Origin of the sequence: Clostridium pasteurianum (assembly GCF_001705235.1) — a bacterium.
GTDB classification, from domain to species: Bacteria; Bacillota; Clostridia; order Clostridiales; family Clostridiaceae; genus Clostridium_S; species Clostridium_S pasteurianum_A.
The window spans coordinates 3,586,916-3,611,543 of the sequence record NZ_MCGV01000001.1; the positions used below are offsets into that span (position 1 = coordinate 3,586,916).

Below are 24,628 nucleotides of genomic sequence, written 5' to 3' on the forward strand. Positions count from 1 at the left end.
TCATGTGATTTATCACATGTTTAAAATAACCTTTTAAGTGAGGTGTTCAAATGGCAAAATATGATAATAAAAAGCAGTTACGTTGTTCGTTTTGTGGTAAAAGTCAAGATCAAGTAAAAAGATTAATTGCAGGACCTGGTGTATATATTTGTGATGAATGTATAGAGCTATGTTCTGAAATAATTGCAGATGAATTTGAAGAAGCTCCTCAGATTAATGTTGGTAATTTGCCTAAGCCTGCTGAAATTAAAGATTATTTGGATCAGTATGTTATAGGTCAGGATGATGCTAAAAAGTCTCTATCTGTTGCTGTATATAATCACTATAAGAGAATAAATTCAAACTTATCTAATAGTGAGGATGTAGAACTTCAAAAGAGTAATATATTATTATTAGGACCAACAGGATGTGGAAAGACTTTTCTTGCGCAAACACTGGCTAAGTTTTTGAATGTTCCATTTGCAATAGCAGATGCAACTACGTTAACAGAGGCAGGATATGTTGGTGAGGACGTTGAAAATATACTTTTAAAGCTTATACAAAATGCGGATTATGACATTGAAAGAGCAGAAAAAGGAATAATATATATTGATGAAATTGATAAAATAGCTAGGAAGTCTGAAAATCCATCTATAACAAGGGATGTATCAGGAGAAGGTGTTCAACAAGCACTTCTTAAAATACTTGAAGGCACAGTTGCTTCTGTACCACCACAAGGTGGAAGAAAGCATCCACATCAGGAGTTTATACAAATTAATACTACAAATATACTCTTTATTTGTGGTGGAGCTTTTGATGGAGTAGATAAAATTATTGAAAATAGAACTAGAATAAGTACAATAGGTTTTGGTGCTTCTATTGAATCAAAGAAAAATAAGGATATAGGAGCTCTTCTTAAAAAAATAATGCCAGGTGATCTTTTGAAATTTGGATTGATACCTGAATTTATTGGAAGACTTCCAATAATAGTAACCCTTAATTCACTTGATAAAGATTCGCTTGTAAAAGTATTATCACAACCTAAAAATGCACTTGTAAAGCAATATAAAAAATTGTTACAAATGGATGATGTAGAACTTGAATTTAAGGATGGCGCACTTGAAGCCATAGCACTTGAGGCTATAGCAAGAAGTACAGGTGCTAGAGGACTTAGAGCTATTGTTGAAGATATAATGAAAGATATAATGTTTGACATACCATCTAGAGATGATGTTAAAAAAGTAATAATTACAGAAAATACAATCAAAACAAAACAGCCAGAGCTAGTTTTGGAAGAAGGAAAGAAAGCATTAGATGCTCCTAAAAAGAAGGAGAAATCTAAGAATAAAAAAGATATAGAAAGTGCATAAATATAAAGTTTAAATAAAAAAACGGATGAAAATTATCATCCGTTTTTTTTATTTGTATATTAAAATCAAAACATCACATAATATTAATATAAAAATAACTGTTATTATAGCTAATTAATGGAGGTTGTTTATGTATAATATGATTATTGTGGTTGAAACGATTTTTAATATTATTATAGGATTGTATTTTTTCTATATGTTAAAAAATCAGCAAGTAGATAGAATTAGTATTAATAAAGAAAATGAAAAAGGGCTAAAGAAGCTTGATGAAATGAGAAAAGTTAAATTATCTGTTCCGCTTTGCGAAGAAAGTAGACCACAAAAATTTGAAGAGATAATTGGTCAACAAAATGGTATAAGAACATTAAAAGCATCTATATGTGGTTCTAATCCACAACATGTAATAATTTATGGGCCTCCAGGAGTTGGTAAAACTGCAGCAGCTAGACTTGCCCTTGAATATGCAAAAACATGTTCATATTCTCCATTTAAAGATGATGCTAAATTTGTTGAAATAGATGCAACCACTTTGAGATTTGATGAAAGGGGAATAGCAGATCCACTTATAGGCTCTGTCCATGATCCAATATATCAAGGAGCAGGAAAGTACGGAATGGCTGGCATACCTCAACCTAAAATGGGTGCTGTATCAAGGGCACATGGAGGGATACTTTTTATTGATGAGATAGGAGAACTTAATCCTAATGAAATGAATAAACTCTTAAAGGTTATGGAGGATAGAAAAGTATTTTTTGATAGTGCTTATTATAACTCTTCAAATGAAACTATGCCTGAATACATAAAAGACATATTTGAAAATGGTTTTCCAGCTGATTTTAGACTTATAGGTGCTACAACTAGAAATCCAGAAGAAATTAATCCTGCACTTCGTTCAAGATGCATTGAAATATTTTTTAGGCAGCTTGATGAAGTAGAAATAAAAACTATAGCAAAAAATGCATCAGATAAAATAAAGGTAAATATGGATAGTAGAGCATTAGATTTAATTGGTATGTATGCATCAAATGGAAGGGAAGCTATTAATTTAATTCAGTTGGCCTGTGGAATTGTTATGAATGAAAATAGAAATAAAATAGAGTATAAGGATATTTTATGGCTTGTTGAAAATGGAAGGTATTCAATGAGAACATATAAGAAGGTAAGCGATATTGCTAGAATTGGATGCGTAAATGGCTTGGGCGTTTTTGGCATTGATAATGGTATAGTAATGGATATTGAGGCGGCAGCTATTAGGGTTAAAAATTCGACTGGTGAAATAAAATTAACAGGAATAATTGAAGAAGAAGAAATGAATGGTTACAATAAAAAGGTAAGAAAGAAAAGTAGTATAATGTCTTCAGCAGAAAATGCAGTTTCAATGATCCAAAATGTCTTCAAAATTAATACTAGAAATTATGATATTCATATTGATTTTCAAGGTGGATATGCAGTAGATGGTCCATCAGCGGGAGTTAGTATTGCATGTGCTATTTTAAGTGCATTAAAAAATGAACCAATTAAAAGTGAAGTTGCTATGACGGGGGAAATAACTTTAAATGGTAAAGTAAAACCTGTTGGTGGAATAGGCTCTAAAATAAAAGCGGCAGTTAAAGCTGGAGCTAAATTGGTTATCATTCCGTATGAAAACTGGGATAGCTCTTTTAATAATAATTATGCAAATGTTAAGATAGTTGGTGTTAAGACTATTGGAGAAATTTTAAAATATGTTCTTATAAGTAGTAGTGAAAACAATATAAGGATTAAAATTAATAAGGAAAATTGTAAAGGTATATTGACTGCTGAAAGTGCAACTGGTGAGAAGTGTAATTTTTAAAAGTTGAAAAATTGCTATTTTATAGTATAATATATTAGACTGGCTGTAGATTATTGAAAGGCGGGGAGAAATAATATGAACGAAGAAAGTAAAGTTCTTCCTTTGATTCCGTTAAGAGGTCTTATAATATTTCCTCATATGATAGTACATTTTGATGTCGGTAGAGATAAGTCCGTTGAGGCTTTAGAAGAAGCAATGCTTAATAGTCAGGAGATATTTTTATCAGCTCAAAAAGATGAAAAAATAGATGAACCAGAAGAAGAGGATATAAATTTAGTTGGAACGGTTTGCAGTATAAAACAAATACTCAGACTTCCCGGCGATGCTGTAAGGGTTTTAGTAGAAGGAATTAATCGTGGTAAAATAAATAAATATTTAAGAAAAGAATCTTTTATTGAAGTTCAAATTGATGAAGTTAAAGATGAAAATGATTATGATAAATATGAAGTAGAAGCTTTAATGAGACTTATAACAAAAGAATTTTCGAAATATGTAAAGCTTTCAGGTGCTGCTTCTAAAGATTCTATTGATTTTTTAAGAGATATAAAAGAACCTGGAAAGTTTGCAGATGTAGCTAGTTCTTACCTTGTTATAAAGCAAGAACAAAAGCAGTCAATACTTGATTCATTTGATCAAAAAGAAAGACTACAAAAAGTTCTAAAAATACTTAAAGATGAACTTCAAATACTTGAACTTGAGAGAAATATAGGTGTTAAGGTCAAGGAAAAAGTAGATAAGTCTCAAAGAGAATACTATCTTAGAGAACAAATAAAAGTTATACAGGAACAGCTTGGTGAAGATGATGAGGAAAAAGCAGAAGTAAAAAAATATACTCAGAAGATTAAAAAGCATAAAATGCCAAAAGAAGTAAAAGAAAAGGCATTGTATGAAGTTAAAAAATTAGAAAATGCAGGAGCATATTCAGCGGAAGGGGCAGGTATAAAGAATTATTTGGACTGGGTTTTAGCACTTCCGTGGAAAGAAAAGACAAAAGATAATCTTGATATAAAGAAAGTTAGAGATGTATTAGATAAAGAACATTATGGACTTACAGATGTAAAGGAGAGAATAGTAGAATACCTTGCTGTAAAAAAGATGAGTAATAGCTTAAAGGGTCCAATATTATGCCTTGTTGGTCCTCCAGGAGTTGGAAAGACATCTATAGCAAAATCAATAGCTAATGCTGTAAATAGAAACTTTGTTAGGATATCTCTTGGCGGAATAAATGATGAGGCAGAAATACGTGGTCATAGAAGGACATATGTTGGAGCTATACCAGGTAGGATAATATATGGAATGAAACAAGCAAAATCAAATAATCCATTAATTTTACTGGATGAAATAGACAAGATGAGTTCTAGCTATAAGGGAGAAGCTTCTGATGCGCTTCTGGAAGTGCTAGATAGTTCCGAAAATAATAAATTCAGGGATAACTATTTAGAGCTTGATTTTGATTTATCTGACGTAATGTTCGTGACAACTGCAAATACACTTGAAACTGTACCTAGACCACTTATGGATAGGATGGAAATTATTGAAGTTTCTGGATATACATACGAGGAGAAGTTTCATATAGCTAAGGAACATTTAATCAGTAAACAATTAGAAGAGCATAATGTGCCTTTAGAGAATAAAATAAACTTTATGGATTCCTCCATATATTATATTATAGAAAATTACACAAGAGAATCTGGAGTAAGAAGTTTAGAAAGAAAAATAGCAGCAATTATAAGAAAAGCAATAACTGAGATGATTGAAAAGAATAAGAAAGTTATAAATATAAATTCTAGAACTGTTAAAAGATATCTTGGTGATGACACATATGCTTTTGATAAAATAGACAATCAAGATAAAGTTGGAGTTGTTACAGGAATGGCATGGACGGCATATGGTGGTGACACCCTTCCAGTAGAAGCAGTTGTTATGCATGGTACAGGTAAACTTCAACTTACGGGACAACTTGGTGATGTTATGAAAGAATCAGCTGAGGCTGGATATAGTTATGTGAGATCAAATTGTGTTAAGTATGGTATAGATGAAGAATTTTATAAGAATAAAGATATTCATGTACATGTTCCAGAAGGAGCAGTACCTAAAGATGGTCCATCAGCGGGAGTTACAATGATTACTGCCATGGTTTCTGCATTGAGTGATAAAAAAGTAAAGCACAATGTAGCTATGACTGGCGAAATAACACTTACAGGAAGGGTTTTGCCTATAGGTGGACTTAAAGAAAAGTCATTAGCTGCGTATAGAGCGGGAGTAGATACTATTATTTTGCCTAAAGAAAATGAAAAGGATATAAACAAAATTCCTAGGTCAATTAGGGGAAAAATCAAATTTATACTTGCAGAAGAAATTGATACTGTATTAGAAAATGCATTGATTGGTGGTATTAGAAATGATAATTAAACAAGCAGAATTTATAATTTCTGCAGCATGGAAAAAACAGTTTCCTATAGATGGTAAAGATGAAATAGCTTTTGTTGGAAGATCAAATGTAGGTAAATCATCACTAATAAACTCTCTTACGAATAGGAGAAAACTTGTTAAAGTAAGCAATACTCCTGGTAAGACACGATTAATTAATTTTTTTATGATAAATGAAAAATTTTATTTTGTCGATTTGCCTGGATATGGATATGCTAAGGTTTCAAAAAAGGAACTGGAAAAATGGTCTCATACAATAGAAAATTATCTTACTGCTAGGCAGCAACTAAAAAAGGTTATATTGCTTGTAGATTCAAGGCATAAGCCCACTAAAGATGATGTCGCAATGTATGAGTGGATTAAATATTATAATTATAAATGTATAATAATTGCCACCAAAAGCGATAAAATAAAAAGAAGTGAAAAAGCTAAAAATCAAAAATTAATCAAGGAAACTTTGAATCTTAATAGTGAGGATGAGTTTTATTTCTTTTCTTCTCTTACTAAGGAAGGCAGAGAGGATCTTATAGATAAAATATGTTCTGGAATTATAGTAGAATAAAATTATCTATTAGTGAATACAATGTTGGAAATTGGGCAATATATAAAATGTAAGTGGAGAAATATTTCTCCATTTAGTATAAAATAGTAGCTTAAGCTTTTGTTTTATACTAAACCCCCCATCCCCCTTGGGATCGCCATATTGCGGTCCCATTTTTTAATAGTATTTTCAAAGTTGGTGTGAGGTTAGATTGCTTAATTTGTTTAAATAATTTTTGGAAAATGTATCTAAATGTGAGGATACTATAACTAATAGCGACTTTTAATTAATTTGAAAGTATGTTCATTGATGATATTTTGAAATAAAATTGCTTATTTGGACTACCCATACTTTTTAATGATAATCTAATAGAAGTATTTTTGCAGTCTTCTTTGACCAAATTAGAAGTGGATTTAAAATTTAAAATCCATTTCACGTCGGATATTTCACCATTTTTATTATAATCTGTATCAGAAAATGAACCATCTTCAAAAGTGTATTTTCTATTTGACTTAATTAATTTATCGATTGAAGAGTAACATGAGAATTTACCTGATTCATGGAATAAGTTTTCAGGCTTTTCTGCAGTATTAGGGGATAAGTTTTGTACATAAGTTATAAATGATGCTATGGTATCTTTTCCAATAAAATTTGAGCTATAATTGCAATAGTAAGGCTTAATTTTATTCTTAACCAGTATATAATTTAAAAAGGTTAATGGAGCATTGTTGAATTTGGAGGATATTATTTTTGGAGTTTTGTTATTATGAACATCAATGAATCCAATTATGTTATTAGTAGTGCAAAGTACATCCTTGAATTTGGTTTTATCCCAAACGAATAAATGTTGTAAACTGGTATTGCCTTGTGAGCTTTGTACAAATATTTCATTTATGTTATCCCTTGATACATCAGTCAAAATTAGTTTTAGTGGTGCATAACTTTTATAATTTCCTAAAGTATTGAGCTTGCTAGCTGGTTTTAAAGTATAAGTCTTATTTTTAGATGTAACAGTTAAGAAGTATTTGTTATTGAGTATTTTTATGTAAATATTATCTTTTAGACCATCACCAGTTACATCATAATTTTTAATTGGCTTGTCTTTTGTAAAGATGTTGAAGGTTTGCAATGAATTTTTTGACAATATAAAAATTGTAAAGAGTACTATTAAAATTATTGTTAAAATTATATAGTATATATGTTTTATTTTAAGAAAAAAAACGTTGAATCGCATAAAAAAACACCCCGCACATATTTATATGTTTATACATATGCGGAATGTTTTTAGATATTACAATTTATTTTAAGGTATCAACTTTATTTTTGCAATCCTTGCATATACCGTAGAAGTAAACTTTATTGGATACGACATTATAATCTGTATAAGGGGCAATATCCTTATTTAGATTATCAAAAGTTATTCCTATAACATCATCTACTTTGCCGCAAGATAAACATTGTATATGAGGATGAGGTAATGCGTTGGCATCATATCTGAAATTGCCTTCACCGACATTTAATTCCTGAATTAAATCTACTTCAACTAGAGTTTTTAATGCTTTATATACAGTTGCTAAGCTCATAGTAGGATAATCAGGTTGAAGTGCTTTATATATTGTTTCAGCAGATGGATGCTCAACAGTTGACTTTAAGTATTTATAAACTGCTATTCTTTGTGGGGTTAATTTTAATTTTTTTTCTTTGAAAATAGTTGATAAAGTATTCATATTCACCACCCTCGATTCAATAACTATTGTATAATGTAATATGTTATACAACACAATATATTATATAACATAATATATTATATAATAAAAATTATTGATTGTCAAAAATAAATTATGCATATAAATTTTTGTAAAAAATGAATGAGAATTACTGTGAAAAATTAAAAAAATGTTGTATAATATAAGCTATGTTTATAATAGGTATTTTGTATGTCATTTTTATTTTATGAGTTTTAGGTAAATAATTATTTCTCAATTAAAATAACAGAAAGGAGAAATATATGTATTCTAACAGTGCTAGTGCTAAAAGGGTTAGCAGAAGAAAAGGTAAAAAACAAAAAAAAGTATCAAAGGTAAAACTTTTCATATATTTTATAATATTTCAATTTCTATTTGGTATAGGAACTGCACCATGGATAGTATATTATGGACCATTTAATAATTTAAAGAGAAATATAGTGGGTACTGCAATGTCTACATTTACACATCAATATTTAGCTACTTTATTTTTATCAGATGCCCAAATTGCTAAAATCAGAGCTGGATCAGGAGGACCAAGCAGTAATCAAAGTCAAAATTTGAATGATATAAATACTGCAGGTCATAATGAAAAGATAGAATGCAAGAAAATACAGGCAAATAAATTTAATGGCCTTTTGCTAATAGTACATGATCCAACTAAAGTTAAAATAGGATATACTTCAAAACTTGGGGTACAGGGAGAAACTACAAGTCAGATAGCAAAACATAATAATGCTATAGCTGCGATAAATGGTGGCGGATTCAAGGAAAATAGTTCTGGATCACAGGTTGTATGGACTGGTACTGGAGCAGTTCCAACGGGAATTGTAATAAGTAATGGTAAATTAGTTTATCCTAAAGAAGTTGATGAAGTTTCAACCCAAAGAGGTTGTATTGCAATTACTAGAAGTGGAGTTTTAGTTGTTGGTGATCATAGTGTTCGTGAACTTTTAAATGAAAATGTGGTAGAGGCAATAAATTTTGGACCAACATTAATAGTTAATGGAGTAGAGGAGACAAGAGATTCCTTTGGAAATTCCATAGACAGTCAGGGAGCACAACCTAGAACTGCTATAGGTCAAAGGAAGGATGGAGCAATTTTACTTTTGACTATAGATGGAAGACAGGGGCTACAAATGGGAGCAACCATAAGTGATATACAGAGAATAATGAAAGAAGAAAATGCTTATAATGCTGTAAATCTAGATGGTGGAGCATCTACGACAATGTATTACAATGGACATGTTATAAATAATCCTTGTGATAAATTTGGAGAGAGAACCGTAGCAACTGCAATAATTGTTAAACATTAGGGGTGAAGTAATGAAAGCATCGAAGAAATTTATTGTATGGGCTTTGATATCTTTAACTTTACAATTATCTTTATATTTTTATCTTGATAAATTTTATTTTGGAGCAGAAAGTAACATAAAAATAAGTGAAGCAAATGATATATATAAAGCACCAGAAATAAAACCTAATGTTGCTATTCCGACTTCGGCATATGATATATCTGTATCAGATGATGGAAGCTATACAGCATATGTCCAAAATCAAATGGTTAAAGTGTTTGATACTAATACGGGTAAACAAGTAACATTAGATTTTACGAGTGGAGTGCAGTGCCTTGCTTACGAATGGGTTCCAGATACTAATAGGATGATAATAGCAGAAAATGTTTCTGGACAAATAAGATTTTTTTCTTACAATGCAGAGAAAAAGTATAAAGAAGAAGTAAAAGATTATATAAATGGTAAAGCAAATACAATATCAGTTGGCAGGAATAATGTTAAAGTTGGCATGCAAATGTCTGTTTTGACCGGAGTAATGTACATAAAAGTATCTTTTGTAACTGGTAGAGCTAGAATTTATAGACTTGACGTAAATGAAGAGCTTACTAGAGTTGCAACGGTAACTGACCAAATAGGAAAATTCGATATAACTTCAAGAGAAGATGATCTTATTTATGAAGATTCAAGCAGTGGAAGAGTTAGATCTACTAAAATTAGAAGTAACTTAATTGCTGATGGCAATACAAGTTTAAAGCTTTTAGGTGTTGATGAAAATAATAATGTATATGTTTCGTATAGAACTGATAAAATAAACAAAATATTTTATGGTCAGGTTACATCAAGTGGTTCTAATTTAAAAACTGTAAATTTGGGTTTGAGTTGTGATTCAAATAACATAGTTATTTCATCGGGAGGAAATATTTATTTAGTAGATGCCTTAAATTCTAACTTAGTAAACTTGAAGAATAACACAAAATATAAGTATAGTGGAAAGTTTATTGGCTTGTTTAGCGATAGGATTGCTTCAGTAAGTAACAACAAGTTAGTTTTGCAAACAATAGACTAAACTTATATGTATAATTTGTAAATAAAAAGTCATAATGTTGACTTAATGAGATTTTAAAGCTAATATATATTGTATACTGTGCTATGCAGTAAATATATTTAATGAATTGACGAAAAAATTATATACTAAAATTCATACTATCATAAGGAGAGCTGATACTTTTGATTTATGATAATTGCGAAGAAACTAATCAAGAGAGTAGATTTAGTAGATTAAGAAAAATAAGAAGAAAAAAAAGAATTTTAAGTTCAATTTTGGTAACTCTAATATTGGTTTTGGGTACGGGTACTTATTTTTGTGTGAAAAAATATTTATATGATAATAAATTAAAAGTGGAAAAAAGTAAAAGTATTTCAAAGAAAAAAAGTGCACATAAGAAAGATATTAAAGCAAAAGCAAATGACTACAAGAAGACTAATGCTAATGAATCTAATTCTAATAAAGCAAATGCGCTTATAGCTTTAAGTGAAGCTCAAAAGCCATTTACTATAGATGTTGATTTACAAAAGCAAAGAGTTAGTGTTTATGATGCTCAAAAAAGGTTAGTTAATTCTTTTATTTGTTCTTCTGGAATGGATGGATCCGATACTCCAAAGGGGCAGTATAAAGTGCAAGAAAGAGGATATTCTTTTTATAGTAAGAAGTACCAAGAAGGTGCATACTATTGGGTGCAATTTATGGGAAATTATTTATTTCATAGTGTTCCTTTTGATAAAAATGAAAACATAGAAACAGAAGAAATAAGTAAACTTGGAAATAAAGCATCTCATGGGTGTGTAAGACTTGCAATTAATGATGCTAAGTGGATATATGATAATGTACCCAAAGGAACTGTGGTCAATATAAAATAAACATTAGAAAGGAATATCAATGAGTAGGAAAAATCATGAGGGCAACAGAAGAATAAAGCACAGGGGAAAAAGAAAAATATTTAAGGTTGTATTATTGTTTTTAGCATTTGAGGTTATATTTACAGGAGTTACTATTGTTCCATATTCACTTTATGGACCATTTAAAAATGTACGAAATACTATAGTTAGTACTTTAATGGGTACAGGAGCTCATAAGTATATGGCACATTGGTTTTTTAGTGATTCGCAAATACAGGCAATATTGAAAGAAACCAATAAGGGCACGAATGTAGATTATAAGCAATCTAAAAGTGATGTTATAAAAATAAATACGGATAGTGATATAACTCGGATGCAGTTAGACGGAGATGGTAAATTTACTGCTAACGTTCTCATAATTAAAGATCCTAAGAGAGTTAAAGTTGGATATGCGTCACAAATAGGATATGTTGGAGAAACAACACATGAAATGGCAAAGCGTTATAGAGCGGTTGCTGCTATAAATGGAGGATATTTTTCAGATACATCTCCTAACCAACAGTCTCAAGCAGGTGGAGTTGGAGCAATTCCTACTAGTTTTGTAATGTCAAATGGTCAATTAGTTTATCCTAAGGATTCTAGTAAATTTGATGAAGTTGCAACAAATCATGTTTTAACAATAGATAAGGATGGAAATTTAGGCGTTGGTGGAAGTTACTCACCTAATCAGTTAATTAGAAGCGGCATTAAAGAGGCGGTTATAACAGAGCCATATGTTATTAAAGATGGAAAAAATACAATACAGTCAACTACTGTTGGTGGAACTCAGCCTAGAACAGCAATTGGTCAGCGTGAGGATAAAAGTATAATATTTATGGTAATTGATGGAAGACAGGGCGTAAAATTAGGAGCTACCATTGCAGATGTTCAATACTTAATGCATAAATTGGATGCGGTGAACGCAGTGTGCCTCGATGGTGGAGGTTCAACAGCAATGTATTACAATGGTGAGATAATAAACAATCCTTCCAATGCAACTGGCGAAAGAGCAGTGCCTGACATAATTTATGTTGAGCCTAAATAGGAGGATTGTAGGATGAAAAAAGCGAGAAACTTAATTATATGGATAATTATTTCAATATTTGTTCAAACTGGAATATTGTATTACATGAATAATTATATGTTTAAGAATATTAGTAAGGTAAGCTATAAAATAATAAAAACTAACGATAATAAAAAAAAGGTAGTTTCTGTTTCTATTCCTGGAGATGCTGATAATATTCAGATTTCATATACAGGAAAGTATGCTTCATATACTTCAAATAGTTCGCTGCATGTTATTAAAATGAGTAGTGGAGAAGATAAGACAGTACCACTTGACTGTAGTTTTGATAATGCCTATAGTAAATGGCGTAATTCAGAAGATAGACTTCTTATTATAGAAAAAGGAAGTTCTGGAATAAAGGTATATAAATATGATCCTTCAAATGGAGACAAACAGCAGGCACTAGATTATAATAATAAAGCAAGAACTTACGAACTAACTAGAAGTAGTTCAAATATTACGGGTCTTGAAACTAATGATTTAAATACAATAATGTATTTAAAGGAAACTAATGGAAAGCAGCTTTCATATATAGATAGACTTGATATATCAGGAGAACTTCAAAAATTCCAAATGGGATTAAAGCGTATCGGAGATTATTATGTATTCAAGGCAGAAGATAAGGTTATATTTGAAGATTTAGCTGCTAATAAGATTTCAGTTGCTACTTCTGGAAGTTGTAATGATATTAATATTCCAGGTGTAAGTAATCCTAAGCTTATTGATGTTGATAATGAGGGAAATTTGTATGTTGGAAATGTTGTAAATGATAAAGTAAATGAAATATATACAGCAAGTTTAAATAAGAAATCAAGTGGCAGCGAGGATTCGACTTTTACACTTAATTGGGATAAAACTGCACTTAAACAGCCAGTTGATTCAAAGGATATATATGTATCCGATTTAGGTGAAATATATACTGTAAATCGACTTAAGGGTAAAGTCTCAAATATTAAGACAGGAAAGGCAATTTCTTTTAATAACATGTATATAACAATGTATGGTGATTCGGAAAATGGAGGAATAATAAGCAGGGATTTAGAAAATAACAAGCTTATTGAAACTCTTATAAAATAAAAATTAAGAATGAAGAATTAAGAATTAAGAATGAATGAGAATTTTCCACTGCTTTGCTCTGGAAAATCTACATTTTACAAAAGAACATTTTCACTAGTGGAAATGAAGGCAGTTATATGTTTAGAAGTTTTTCGCAGTGTAACGAAGAAAAAGTTACACTCATTCTTAATTTTTCATTCTTAATTCTTAATTTTTTTCAATTTTCATTTAAGTAATTTTATGAAAAATGCGGCTGAATTGTAGTGGATATTATAGCCTCCTACAATTTTTAATTTAAGAGTAAGGGAGGAATGCTTTTGTGAATATTAGGGATATACTTATTTATAAACTAGAATTAGTACCGGCAATACTTATAGCATTTACTTTTCATGAGTATGCACATGCTTTGATAGCAGATAAACTTGGAGATAAAACACCAAAGTTTCAAGGACGACTTACGTTAAATCCAGCAGCCCACATTGATATAGTAGGATTTATAATGATTATATTAGTTGGTTTTGGATTTGCTAAACCTGTAGAAACAAATCCAGGAGCATATAAAAATTATTATAAGGATGATCTCAAAGTATCAATAGCGGGGCCACTAGCAAATTTAATAACTGCTTTTATTTTCGCTATTATATGTGGAATATTTTCGAAGCTTGCAATTGCTAATTCTATTACAGCCATAATTTATATATTACTGGTTAAAATTGTTGGAATTAATTGTATGTTTTCAATATTTAACATGATTCCAATACCTGGTTTCGATGGATATCATGTTATTCAAGATTTATTCCCGAAATTTGGCTATAAAATTTCTGCTTATGAGAAATATGGTATGCTTTTGTTCTTTGTTATGATTATTCCTATTGGAACAACGTCTATAGCTGATATTATTGTAGGAATTCCTTCAAATTTACTTTCTCAATTGTTCATGAAAATAGGGGCTCTCATATAATCTTATTTAAGCTGTTTTACGGAAATTGTATCTAAATAATAATATAGGGGGCCAGTGCCCTCTATATTATTGTGTATTAAAAGCTAATGATAATTGATTTTAGGAGGAAAAGATGAGACTTAGAAAAAAAAGGTGGGCACGACCAGAAATGGAGCAAAATCCATTGTGCATAATTACTCCTCAAGAGTATAAGGGTAAATGGAATGATGTCTTTAAAAATGATAATGAAATTTACCTTGAGCTTGGTTGTGGTAGAGGAGATTTTGTGACTAATATAGCACTAAAAAATCCAGAAAAAAATTACATAGCAATTGATCTAAAGGATGAGGTTATTGCCATTGCCCTTAGAAAGATAACTGCAAGTGAAGTTACTAATGTTAGAATAACACCGCTTCAAATAGCATTTATAAATGATATTTTTGATAAAAATGAAATAGGTAGGATATACATAAACTTTTGTAACCCATGGCCTAAGGAGCGTCACAAGAAACGAAGATTAACGCATACTAAATTTTTAACAAAATATAAAGAATTTTTAAAGCCTAAAAGTCAAATATGGTTTAAAACTGATGATGATGGGCTTTTTGTAGAATCTTTGGATTATTTTAAGGAATGTGGCTTTGAAATAAAATTTATAACTTACGATTTACATAAAAGTGATTTTGATGAGAATATTCAAACTGAATATGAAACTAAATTTATGAATTTAGGTATAAAGATTAAATTTTTAATTGCTGAATTAAAGTAGGGTGATTTTATGTTTGAAGATTTAATAGGAAAAATAGCCATTGTAACAGGTGCATCCCGTGGAATAGGAAGGGGCATAGCAGTTGAAATGGCAAAGTCAGGTATAGAGGTTGTAATAAATTATAAGGAAGACGAACAAGGTGCATTGAAAACCTTACATATAATTAAGAGAAATGGTGGAACTGCATGTATATGCAAATGCGATATAAGTTCATATAATCAAGTGAAGGAAATGTTTAAATTTGTAATCAATAAATTTGGAAAAATTGATTTTTTAGTGAACAATGGTGGAATATCCAAAGTAGGTCTTTTTATGGATATGACAGAGGAGGATTATAATGAAGTTATGGATAATGATTTTAGGGGAGTTTTTAATTGTTCCAGCTTAGCTGTTAAATATATGATACCTAAGAAATCGGGCAGCATAATAAATATATCTTCCATGTGGGGAAATGTAGGGGCTTCTTGTGAAGTTTTGTATTCTTCGGCTAAAGGTGCTGTAAATTCTTTTACAAAGGCATTAGGTAAAGAATTAGCACCATCAGGAATTCGAGTTAATGCAATATCTCCAGGAGTTATAGATACAGATATGAATAAGTGTTTTTCAAAGGACGAAAGAGCGGATTTGGAAAATGAAATACCAATGGGCAAATTTGGAGAAGCTTCAGATATAGCTAAAATGGTTGTATTTCTCATAAGTAAAGAAGCTGCATATATTACATCACAAATTATAACTATAGATGGTGGAATGATTTAATTTGTAGGAGACTTGATACTTATTTAAATTTACTACTGAATAAATTATATAAATACTGTCAATAATACCAATATAAACAATTATGGGAAGGTGTGTATTATGGCAGTATTTTTTTTACTTTTAGGCCTTATACTATTATTTATAAATATGATTATAGCTGTAATAGAGAAAATAAAAAGAAAAAAACTGGGCTATATGTATTGGAGTTTATTAACACTAGCTATTGCAATAGTAATTGTTAGTTTTATAGAAATACCTGTAAGGGAATATAATAGTGTACCTAAAGAGAGTAAAACTGTAAAGACAAGTGCTGTTAAATCGCATAAGGCTAAAATTATGAATTTATATAGTATGGAAAATGGTGAGAGTATAATAATACAATATGATAATAAAAATATACTAGTTGATATACCATCTTATGTGTCAAAGCCACAAGATAAGAATAACATTTTTAATATACTCGATTCACATGGTATAAAAAAAGTAGATGTGCTTATTTTAACTTCAAATGATGAGAAAGCCGTAAATAATATATTAAGTGTAATTGGAAAATATAATATTAATAATATTATATATGCAGATTCATCAATCAAAGGAACAAAAATGGACAATGAGATAGTAAGCAATGTAAAAGCAATAAACGATGTAAAAAAGAGCAGCATATATCCCGCAGTAATGAATGATAAACAAAATATATATGATATGGATGTGGAAAATAAAAAAAGTGAAGATGGTACAGAATTAAATTTTAAGTTGCCTAAAAATGTTAAAGGAATCTTGGATTTAGATTCTTATGATTCAAATATCCATAATAGCAGTGTATATGATCACAAAATAAAGATTAGCTATGATGTTGAAGGTTATATATCATTAAAAATAATTTCTAAGGTAGATGAAAATAAAGATTAATATCCCATAGGTTATATTTTAAATAAGTGTAGAAACATACGCTTATTTAAAATATAACCTAAATTTATTAATAAGGTTAGAAATGCCTATGTTTTAATGATATAATTAAAAAGAAACTAAGGCGAAATTAGTATAATGGAATTATAAATAGTAATTATAGAGGGGATGCATAATGGTGAAGATTAATATATTGAAATGCCATGGGACAGGAAATGATTTTATTTTAATTGATGAATATAATAATGATTATAATTTAAATGATGAGATAAGAAAAAGTATTGCAGTTGAGGCTTGTAATAGAAAAAAATCAATAGGTGGAGACGGTATATTATTTGTTCAAAAAAGTAGCATATGCGATGCTAAAATGAGAATTTTTAATTCAGATGGCTCAGAAGCTGAAATGTGTGGTAATGGACTTAGATGTGTTGGTAGATATGTTATCGAAATGTTAAAAAAAGAGATTGTAGAAATAGAAACTTTAAAATCAAGGTATTTTGTAAGGCAGCAGGAAGATATATATAAAGGAGTAAAAACTGTTAAAATAGATATTAAGTCTGTATCCTTTGATGTAAGTTCACTGCCAATTAATTATAAAAAGAAAAATCTCATGTTTGATAAGATACCTGAATTATCAGATGAACTTGATTTTACGGCTGTAAGTATTACGAATCCACATTTAGTAGCAATAGTTGATAAAATAGATAGGGATAAGCTAGTTGAAGTTGGAATGAAAGGAAATAATACAAAAACTGTTCTTCCTAAGGGCGTAAATGTAAGTTTTGTGAAGGTACTTGGCGGCAATAACATATATGTAAAAACTTATGAAAGAGGAGTTGGACTTACTAAATCATGTGGAACAGCAATGACGGCTTCTAGCATAGTAAGTTGCATAAGTAAAAAAGTTTCCTTTGATAAGGAATTAAATATATATAATGATGGCGGAATGATAAAAGCAATTGTTCATAAAGATGATAAGGACAATTATGCAGTAGATTTTATTGGAAATGCAACATTTGTTTTTAGAGGGACTATAGAAATGAATGAAAAGAAAATCCAAAGTTTTACTACTGATAAAATTGGTTTTGAAGATGAAAATAATTGCTATGAGGAGTTCTTTAATTATACAAGAAAGAAAATAGAATAAAACTTTTTATGAATTATTATAGCATTTTAAGTTAAACATTTTATTTATATGAAATTATTAAGGGTAAAGGATTTATTAAGAATCTTTTACCCTTAATTTATAAATATTAATTCAAAATAAATACAAATAGATAAAAATATATAAAAAATAACAATTAAACCTATCACTTACAAAAATAAAGGAGTATAATATATAAAGTAAGTTTTAAAAATTGTTAGGATTGTATTGGAAGTGAATTTTGTGAATATTATAAATAATAGATATAGAGTATTAAGTATAATAGATAAAGGGCAAATTTTAACGTCACTCGAGGTTATGGATATACTGAGAGAAAATTCTAAATTAAAACTTAATGTAATTGACATAAAATACCTTTCTAAAAACATGGAAAGCTATCTAAAAAATGAATTTGTAAATTTAGTTAATTTAAGCAGTAAATATATGTTTAAACTTTATAGCTTAAATGTTATAAATACTATAGATAACAGATACGTGGATGAGTTTAAATGGTATTATACATCTGAGTTAAAGTATAAATGGAATAATTTATATAATGTAGTCAAATTAAACGAGAAAGATATTATAGATATATTTTTACAGCTATGTATTTGCATACAATACATAAATAGTAGTGGGTATATATACGAAAATATAATACCAGAAAATGTGTATGTTATGCATGATAAAAATAAATTTAAAGTTAAACTAAATAATTTAATAGCATCTGAATTGAATGAAACTCAGCAGAACAGCGGATGGGATTTTAAATTTAATAGAGAGAATCAAACTGGTTTTTACGATGGCATAAAACAAGAAATATATAAACTTGGAATTTTACTTATGGGATTAGTTAGGAGAGAATTTTTAGATTATTTAGAGAAAGATAATTTATTAGAAGTGTATAAGAGTATTTCAAAAGGAAGTTATTCGAAATATTATAGTAGTGACTTTTTATCTAAAATACTACCTATTATTTATAATATGATTTGCAGTGAAGATAAAAGATACAGAAGTATAAAAAATATAGTGGATGATATTAATTATGTTTTTGAAAGAGATGTTAATGTTTATGATGTAGAAGCTCTTGAAAAAATGAATTATAATGTGAGCATAGTTGGTAGAAAGGCTGAAATAGAAAAGGTTTTAAATGCGTATGGTTTATCTAAAAATAGTACTCATAAGTCAAATCTATTTATTGTGCATGGTAAAAGTGGAATAGGCAAAACAAGGTTTTTAAGGGAAATTAAATATATATTCAGGTTTAATATGGATAGTGTTTATTACAGCTTTGATAATGGACACGATATAAAGAGAATTGCGTTTAATGAGATATTAAAGCAGATTCTCATAAATTGTGACTTTGAGCATGGTACGAAGAGTCGCGAACGTGAATTAGCATTGGATTTGCTCAACATATTTAGTAATTATGATAGCAAGGAAATTCTTTTAAACAATGAGGATAAATTTAAAGTTTTTGATATGTGTATAGATTTTTTAAATATGATGGCAGTTAAAAAACCTTTAATTTTATTAATTGATAATATAGATGAAATAGATGAATTTAGTATTGAGTTTATAAAATATTTTTATAGTAAGGTAAGAAGTACAAAAAATATTTTATTTATATTTTCATATTCAGAAGAAATTGAATATAGAACTAACAGAACAAATGAATTAATAAATCTATTTAAAATGAATTTTACTGATATATTCCTTGATGAATTGAAATTTGAAGATACCAATAAATTTATAAAATATGTTTTGGGAACTAGGTATTTACCTGAAAGTTTCTGTAGAAAAATTTTTGAAAAAACAAAAGGCAACCCTGGTTTTATCATGGAAGTTTTAAAAGGACTTTATGCAAGAAAGTACATATATGTAAGCAAGGATAAGGGATTATGGATTACATCTTATGATAAGATAAGTGAAATTCCAATACATGGATCACTTATTAAGAATATTGAGAATCAGATAAAAGGGATAAACGGGTTAGAGCTAGAGTTCATGAACGCCTTTTCTATTTTTAATATAAACTTAAAGATGTCAATTATAGAGGCGTTTTTTGAGGAATATGATAAGAAAACTGTTTATGAAGTGGTAAATAAGCTATTAGATAAGGGAATAATAGAAAAAGTAGATAAAAATACAGGCTTATATTATGCAGTTACCAGTAAAACGATTAAATTAGCTTTAATTGAAAGAATGGATAATAATTATAAAAATAAAATTAATGAGAGGGCCGCTCTTATATTAGAAAAAATAGATAGAGATAAGTATAGTGAGGAAATACTGTTTCACTTTGAAAATTCTTTTGATGTAAATAAAATAATTGAATATTACTTAAGTAAGTATAAGAATCCGCTTTATATAAAAGATAGAAATTTAGTAGTAAGTAAAATTAGAAAATTGGTGAAATCTATTACTACTAATTGCAGTTTTGGAGGAATTAAACTCCTAATTATTTTAGGAGATTTGTTGCTGCTAGATGAAAAAAAGGATGAAGCAAAAATTTATTTTAAACTAGCAGAAAAACTTTCAGAAAAAATGAAAAATTATGATTTACAGTTTAAAGCGTTAAATAAGATTATATTTATTCTCCAAAATAATTTAAATTTAACGGAAAGTAAAAAGTATATATATGAGCAGAAAAAAATCTTGAAGCAATACTATAGATTAGAGTTTAAACTTTGTATATGTTTAGAAGAGGCTTTTAATTTTTACAATAATAAGGAGTTTGAAAAAGCCATTTTTATTTGTAAAGGTGCGCTTAAGGAATGTAATCAGGATATGGAAGAAGAGAAATTTTTTGCTTACTATATTTTAAGTAATTCATTTATAAAAAAATGGGATATTAGAGATGCATTTAAATATACTGCCTTATGCGTAGATGAAAAATACATTTCACAAAATTTAACTTATGTACTAAATTCACTAAATAATATGGCTTATATATATGAAAATTATTTTGATGATGTTGATAAAGCTAAAAAGTATCTTTTACAATTGCTTCAATTATCAACAAATTTTAATTATCTTCATTTTAAATTGTTGTCGCTCTCACAGATAGCAACTTTAGATTTAAAGGAGGCAGCTTATGATGGAGCATTTAAGTCTTTTGAGAATGTTCTTGAACTTGCCCAAAAGATTAATGATAAATTTATAGAAGCTTATTGCTATTGTAAATTATGCAAGGTGTGTTTATCGACATATGATATTGGAAAAGCATATAAGTATTTTATAAAAGCTGCTATTAAGATAGCTTATTTTAAAAATGATGCTGACTTTATAAATATGTATTTCATGATAGCTATTGAGTTATATTTAAAAATAGGGCAGCCTAAAAAGGCTAAGGCGTACATGAACAAATTAAAGAATAAATGCGGGCAAGATAATATTAGTGAAATAGAGAAATTTATTGATTACTATATTGACTACTTAACTTACAAAGATGAAGCTTCAATTGAGAGATTCAAGGCATTTGTGAAAAAAGTGGATTTTAAAAATAAGGATATAAATAGTATTGTTGAAATAGTACATTTATCAATTACAATATATTTAAATAAAGATTTTGAATTATTCTATATGATTTACAATAGATTAAATAAATTGGATATAAAAAGTAGTTTAGTTAGTAGAGAAATAACTGTAATGAAATCACTTAAGGCTCAGGGGAAAGAGAGACTTAGTTATTCAATTAGAGCTTTAAATAAAAACAGTAATGAAGTTTCACTTAGCAATATCGTATTGTATATGAATATTACTGAATACTATTTAAAAAATAAGGATTATATAAGAACTATAAACTACTTTTTTAATTGTATAGATATTGTGTGGAATTATTACATTAATATTCCAGATCAATATAAAGAAGATTTTATAAACAACTATAATTTAATTAGCTTTTTTAAGAAATATGTAGATGTAATAAACGAATATGCAGGAAGTGAAATTTTAGTCAAAGACGATTTTACTTACATATGTGATAATAATGGCACTGAAAAATTTTATGAAAATACAAATCTAAAAAAGTTGTTTAGTATGGAAAAATTGAAAAAGGATTTAAAAGAATATTATTTAACCTGTATTCCCAAAAAGGTGAACGGAAGAATAAGTGTTATGAAGAATCAGGTTAATTCCTCTACTATTAATATAGAGAATATACTTAGATATTTAAAGTACAGCTTGATTGCAAAAAATATTTATTTCGTTTTAAATCCAGTTAAAAATGAAGATGTAAGAATTTTTACTGAAATAGGTAGTTTTGTTGATAATAATATATTTAAAAAAAATTGGATTATAGATAATGTTAATATGAGAAAAAATCTTATATTTATAAAAAGATTTGGATTTAAGGCAGAAAAAAACCTAAGGGGAGGAATAAAATCTATAATTTGCATTCCAATATATAGGCTACTAGAAGATGAATATAAAAAGAGAAGTTTCAGAAATGTATTAGGTATACTGTATATTGATACGGATAAGATACTTAACAATTTTAATGTGGATTCTATAAATAAATGTATTCAATTTAATGGTTTGATTGGTCTTAATGTTGAAAAATATAGACTTTCAATTAGTTCATCTGTTGATGCGCTTACAGGAGCAAAAACTAGAGGATATCTGGAGAACAGTGTTGAAAAAATTTTAAATGAAAGTAAAGAGAAGCAAAAAGAATTTTCAGTTTTTATGTATGATCTCGATAATTTTAAAGGTATAAATGATAGATTTGGACATGGAACTGGCGATAAGGTTTTAAAGGAAGTAAGCAGAATAGTTATGGATAATATAGGCAGTAAATCTATTTGTGGAAGATATGGCGGAGAGGAATTTATTGTTATACTCCCTGACTTAAATGTGGCAAAAGCTTATGAAATTTCTGAAATTGTAAGAGATAAAATAGATAAGGCTAAAATTCTTGGCGATAAGAGAAGTGTTACTATAAGTGTAGGGGTAGTTTCATACCCAGATATGGCAAATTCTAAAAGCGAAATTTTTGAAAAAGTTGATAAGGCTCTTTATATGGCTAAAAATTCAGGGAGAAATAGATGCGTTATTTGGAATGAAAGGTTTAATTACAAAGCTAAAGGTACTAATAAAATAACGGGAATAATTACAGGTAATGCTGTTAAAGATTCTAGAAATGTACTTGTTATGGTAGAGTTTATGGAGATGCTTAGAGATAATGATAAAATGGAAAAAAAGATATTTAGTATTCTTGGTAGACTGATTGAATTTTTTGAGGCAACTTATTGTAGTTTTATATTATTAGATAATTTAAGTATTACTAAAATATATACAAGAAAGATATTTGAAGCTGAATTTGTTGATAGTACTTATGTAAATAGTAGAATTATAAAGGATGTTTTACAAAAAGGTATAGGTATGTATATGATAGATTGGGATAATATAAGTGGTATTGATGAAGCAACCGGTATGCCTTATTGGGATTCTATAATGGTCATCCCATTAATCAATAAAAGCATTAGTAAGGGAGCTCTGTATTTTAAAGTGCCCAATAAACAAAAAGAATTTAATGTTGAGGAATTTAATTTTGCAAGTGCAATATCCAATATTATAGCTGCATTATTGTAAAATATAAAATTTCTATAGATGTTCAATTAAAAAAATTAAAATTGGATATAATTACAATAGGGGTGTTGATAAGATCAACACCCTTATATAAAAATTAAAAAATCGAGGGGAAATTGACTTATAAAAGTTAAAAATAAATTATAGATAATTATAAAAATACCTCTCATAAATATTTTTAGTCCCTTATCCATAAAATAATAGAATGTAAAGTGAATAAAGTTACTTTTTAAAAGATAATTATTAAAATGTATTTCTAACTGCACTTATATTATACTTCATTATTTCCAAAAAGTAAATAATGAAATTTACTTTTTGGAAATTTAGTAGTAATTTTGATAAAAATGGAGGAAAGTCGATGAAAAGGATAAAAATTTATGCTCTTGTACTAGTATGCATAGTAGTGTCTCTTTGTGGGTGCTCCAAGAATTATTATAATATATTTTCAAATAATATTAAAACTGATAATAAAGTTTATAGTAGTAAATTTAAAGTACACTACATAGACGTTGGTCAAGGTGACAGCATATTGATTCAAAGTGGAGAAAAAAATATGCTAATTGATACAGGTACAAATGAATCCCAGGGAGATCTTATAAGATATCTGAAGAAGCAGAAGGTAGAGGAAATAAATTATATGGTATTGACTCATCCTCATGAAGATCATATAGGTGGTGCAGATAAGGTTATAAAAAAGTTTAAAGTGGATAAAGTTTATATGAACAGTATAACTACCAATACAAGAACCTTTAGAGATTTGATTTATGCAATGAGAGATAAAGGATTAAAGGCTAATGAAGCCCATCGGGATTCTTTTAGTTTAGGAAAAGCCAGATGTGATATATATGGTCCTTTAGGTACAATTGTGGGAAATTTAAACACATATTCCATAATTGTAAAAATAACATATGGAGAAAATAAATTTTTATTCACAGGTGATACCCAGAGTACTAATGAAAATGAAATGATTAATAAAGGATATGATTTAAGCTCTGATGTTTTAAAAATTGCCCATCATGGAAGTAGAACTTCATCTAGTGATGAATTTTTAAATTATATAGATCCTAAATATGCAGTTATAAGTTGTGGTAAGGGTAATGACTATGGACATCCACACAAGCAAACCGTTGACAAATTAAAAAAAAGGCATATACCAGTCTATAGAACGGATGAGAATGGTACTATAGTATGTACTAGCGATGGAAAAAATATAAAGTTTAGTTGTACTCCGGGGGATTATAAATCTGGTGAAAGAAATTATAGGTAAAAA

The 24,628-nt window shown here is 28.6% G+C and carries 18 protein-coding genes; 16 read left to right on the plus strand and 2 right to left on the minus strand.

Annotated features, from left to right (window positions below):
• Nucleotides 1-50: 50 nt before the first annotated feature.
• The 4 genes from clpX to yihA all read left to right on the plus strand — a co-directional run bounded on the left by clpX (nt 51) and on the right by yihA (nt 6,175).
• On the plus strand, nt 51-1,349 hold the full coding sequence (gene clpX / locus BEE63_RS16050; protein WP_066022336.1) for an ATP-dependent Clp protease ATP-binding subunit ClpX: 1,299 nt from the start codon (nt 51-53) through the stop codon (nt 1,347-1,349).
• A 130-nt stretch (nt 1,350-1,479) separates the two neighbouring features.
• A complete protein-coding gene (lonB, locus tag BEE63_RS16055; protein WP_066022337.1) occupies nt 1,480-3,183 on the plus strand; it encodes an ATP-dependent protease LonB in 1,704 nt (567 codons plus the stop codon).
• 75 nt (nt 3,184-3,258) lie between these two features.
• Nucleotides 3,259-5,595 carry an endopeptidase La gene (gene lon / locus BEE63_RS16060; protein ID WP_066022338.1) on the plus strand — a complete coding sequence of 779 codons (2,337 nt, stop codon included), beginning with the start codon at nt 3,259-3,261 and terminating at the stop codon, nt 5,593-5,595.
• The gene (gene yihA, locus BEE63_RS16065) at nt 5,585-6,175 is read left to right on the plus strand and encodes a ribosome biogenesis GTP-binding protein YihA/YsxC (RefSeq protein WP_066022339.1); all 591 of its coding nucleotides are present in this window, start codon (nt 5,585-5,587) and stop codon (nt 6,173-6,175) included. The genes lon and yihA overlap by 11 nt, the downstream gene beginning before the upstream one ends.
• Before the next feature lie 265 nt (nt 6,176-6,440).
• On the opposite strand, the gene BEE63_RS16070 is transcribed toward yihA, so the two are convergent.
• Together BEE63_RS16070 and BEE63_RS16075 are read right to left on the minus strand one after the other, a co-directional pair.
• Nucleotides 6,441-7,298, minus strand: coding sequence for a hypothetical protein (locus BEE63_RS16070; protein ID WP_242874812.1), 858 nt, complete (start codon nt 7,296-7,298; stop codon nt 6,441-6,443).
• A 154-nt stretch (nt 7,299-7,452) separates the two neighbouring features.
• On the minus strand, nt 7,453-7,881 hold the full coding sequence (locus tag BEE63_RS16075) for a Fur family transcriptional regulator (RefSeq protein ID WP_066022341.1): 429 nt from the start codon (nt 7,879-7,881) through the stop codon (nt 7,453-7,455).
• A gap of 281 nt (nt 7,882-8,162) precedes the next feature.
• Here BEE63_RS16075 and BEE63_RS16080 point away from each other — a divergent pair, with 281 nt between their 5' ends.
• From BEE63_RS16080 to BEE63_RS16135, 12 genes are all read left to right on the plus strand, one after another.
• The gene (locus BEE63_RS16080) at nt 8,163-9,215 is read left to right on the plus strand and encodes a phosphodiester glycosidase family protein (protein ID WP_066022342.1); all 1,053 of its coding nucleotides are present in this window, start codon (nt 8,163-8,165) and stop codon (nt 9,213-9,215) included.
• A gap of 10 nt (nt 9,216-9,225) precedes the next feature.
• Nucleotides 9,226-10,260 (plus strand): hypothetical protein, encoded by a 1,035-nt coding sequence (locus BEE63_RS16085; RefSeq protein ID WP_066022343.1) that lies wholly within the window; start codon nt 9,226-9,228, stop codon nt 10,258-10,260.
• Nucleotides 10,261-10,421: 161 nt separating this feature from the next.
• Nucleotides 10,422-11,111 (plus strand): L,D-transpeptidase, encoded by a 690-nt coding sequence (locus BEE63_RS16090; protein ID WP_066022344.1) that lies wholly within the window; start codon nt 10,422-10,424, stop codon nt 11,109-11,111.
• A 19-nt stretch (nt 11,112-11,130) separates the two neighbouring features.
• The gene (locus BEE63_RS16095) at nt 11,131-12,174 is read left to right on the plus strand and encodes a phosphodiester glycosidase family protein (protein ID WP_066022345.1); all 1,044 of its coding nucleotides are present in this window, start codon (nt 11,131-11,133) and stop codon (nt 12,172-12,174) included.
• Between the two features lie 12 nt (nt 12,175-12,186).
• On the plus strand, nt 12,187-13,272 hold the full coding sequence (locus BEE63_RS16100) for a hypothetical protein (RefSeq protein WP_066022346.1): 1,086 nt from the start codon (nt 12,187-12,189) through the stop codon (nt 13,270-13,272).
• Nucleotides 13,273-13,570: 298 nt separating this feature from the next.
• A complete protein-coding gene (locus BEE63_RS16105; protein WP_066022347.1) occupies nt 13,571-14,212 on the plus strand; it encodes a site-2 protease family protein in 642 nt (213 codons plus the stop codon).
• A gap of 112 nt (nt 14,213-14,324) precedes the next feature.
• Nucleotides 14,325-14,960 carry a tRNA (guanosine(46)-N7)-methyltransferase TrmB gene (gene trmB / locus BEE63_RS16110; RefSeq protein WP_066022348.1) on the plus strand — a complete coding sequence of 212 codons (636 nt, stop codon included), beginning with the start codon at nt 14,325-14,327 and terminating at the stop codon, nt 14,958-14,960.
• A 9-nt stretch (nt 14,961-14,969) separates the two neighbouring features.
• On the plus strand, nt 14,970-15,716 hold the full coding sequence (gene ymfI, locus BEE63_RS16115) for an elongation factor P 5-aminopentanone reductase (RefSeq protein ID WP_066022349.1): 747 nt from the start codon (nt 14,970-14,972) through the stop codon (nt 15,714-15,716).
• Nucleotides 15,717-15,815: 99 nt separating this feature from the next.
• Nucleotides 15,816-16,625, plus strand: coding sequence for a hypothetical protein (locus BEE63_RS16120; RefSeq protein WP_066022350.1), 810 nt, complete (start codon nt 15,816-15,818; stop codon nt 16,623-16,625).
• A 172-nt stretch (nt 16,626-16,797) separates the two neighbouring features.
• On the plus strand, nt 16,798-17,769 hold the full coding sequence (gene dapF / locus BEE63_RS16125; protein WP_066022351.1) for a diaminopimelate epimerase: 972 nt from the start codon (nt 16,798-16,800) through the stop codon (nt 17,767-17,769).
• A gap of 240 nt (nt 17,770-18,009) precedes the next feature.
• On the plus strand, nt 18,010-23,361 hold the full coding sequence (locus BEE63_RS16130; RefSeq protein ID WP_066022352.1) for a diguanylate cyclase: 5,352 nt from the start codon (nt 18,010-18,012) through the stop codon (nt 23,359-23,361).
• Nucleotides 23,362-23,716: 355 nt separating this feature from the next.
• Nucleotides 23,717-24,625 carry a ComEC/Rec2 family competence protein gene (locus BEE63_RS16135; protein WP_066022353.1) on the plus strand — a complete coding sequence of 303 codons (909 nt, stop codon included), beginning with the start codon at nt 23,717-23,719 and terminating at the stop codon, nt 24,623-24,625.
• Nucleotides 24,626-24,628: the final 3 nt, after the last annotated feature.

What these genes read in the sequence shown, in the direction of transcription:
- clpX (WP_066022336.1), top strand. Translation starts at nt 51, where the DNA reads ATGGCAAAATATGATAATAAAAAGCAGTTACGTTGTTCGTTTTGTGGT.
- lonB (WP_066022337.1), top strand. Translation starts at nt 1,480, where the DNA reads ATGTATAATATGATTATTGTGGTTGAAACGATTTTTAATATTATTATA.
- lon (WP_066022338.1), top strand. Translation starts at nt 3,259, where the DNA reads ATGAACGAAGAAAGTAAAGTTCTTCCTTTGATTCCGTTAAGAGGTCTT.
- yihA (WP_066022339.1), top strand. Translation starts at nt 5,585, where the DNA reads ATGATAATTAAACAAGCAGAATTTATAATTTCTGCAGCATGGAAAAAA.
- BEE63_RS16075 (WP_066022341.1), bottom strand. Translation starts at nt 7,881, where the DNA reads ATGAATACTTTATCAACTATTTTCAAAGAAAAAAAATTAAAATTAACC.
- BEE63_RS16080 (WP_066022342.1), top strand. Translation starts at nt 8,163, where the DNA reads ATGTATTCTAACAGTGCTAGTGCTAAAAGGGTTAGCAGAAGAAAAGGT.
- BEE63_RS16085 (WP_066022343.1), top strand. Translation starts at nt 9,226, where the DNA reads ATGAAAGCATCGAAGAAATTTATTGTATGGGCTTTGATATCTTTAACT.
- BEE63_RS16095 (WP_066022345.1), top strand. Translation starts at nt 11,131, where the DNA reads ATGAGTAGGAAAAATCATGAGGGCAACAGAAGAATAAAGCACAGGGGA.
- BEE63_RS16100 (WP_066022346.1), top strand. Translation starts at nt 12,187, where the DNA reads ATGAAAAAAGCGAGAAACTTAATTATATGGATAATTATTTCAATATTT.
- trmB (WP_066022348.1), top strand. Translation starts at nt 14,325, where the DNA reads ATGAGACTTAGAAAAAAAAGGTGGGCACGACCAGAAATGGAGCAAAAT.
- ymfI (WP_066022349.1), top strand. Translation starts at nt 14,970, where the DNA reads ATGTTTGAAGATTTAATAGGAAAAATAGCCATTGTAACAGGTGCATCC.
- BEE63_RS16120 (WP_066022350.1), top strand. Translation starts at nt 15,816, where the DNA reads ATGGCAGTATTTTTTTTACTTTTAGGCCTTATACTATTATTTATAAAT.
- dapF (WP_066022351.1), top strand. Translation starts at nt 16,798, where the DNA reads ATGGTGAAGATTAATATATTGAAATGCCATGGGACAGGAAATGATTTT.
- BEE63_RS16135 (WP_066022353.1), top strand. Translation starts at nt 23,717, where the DNA reads ATGAAAAGGATAAAAATTTATGCTCTTGTACTAGTATGCATAGTAGTG.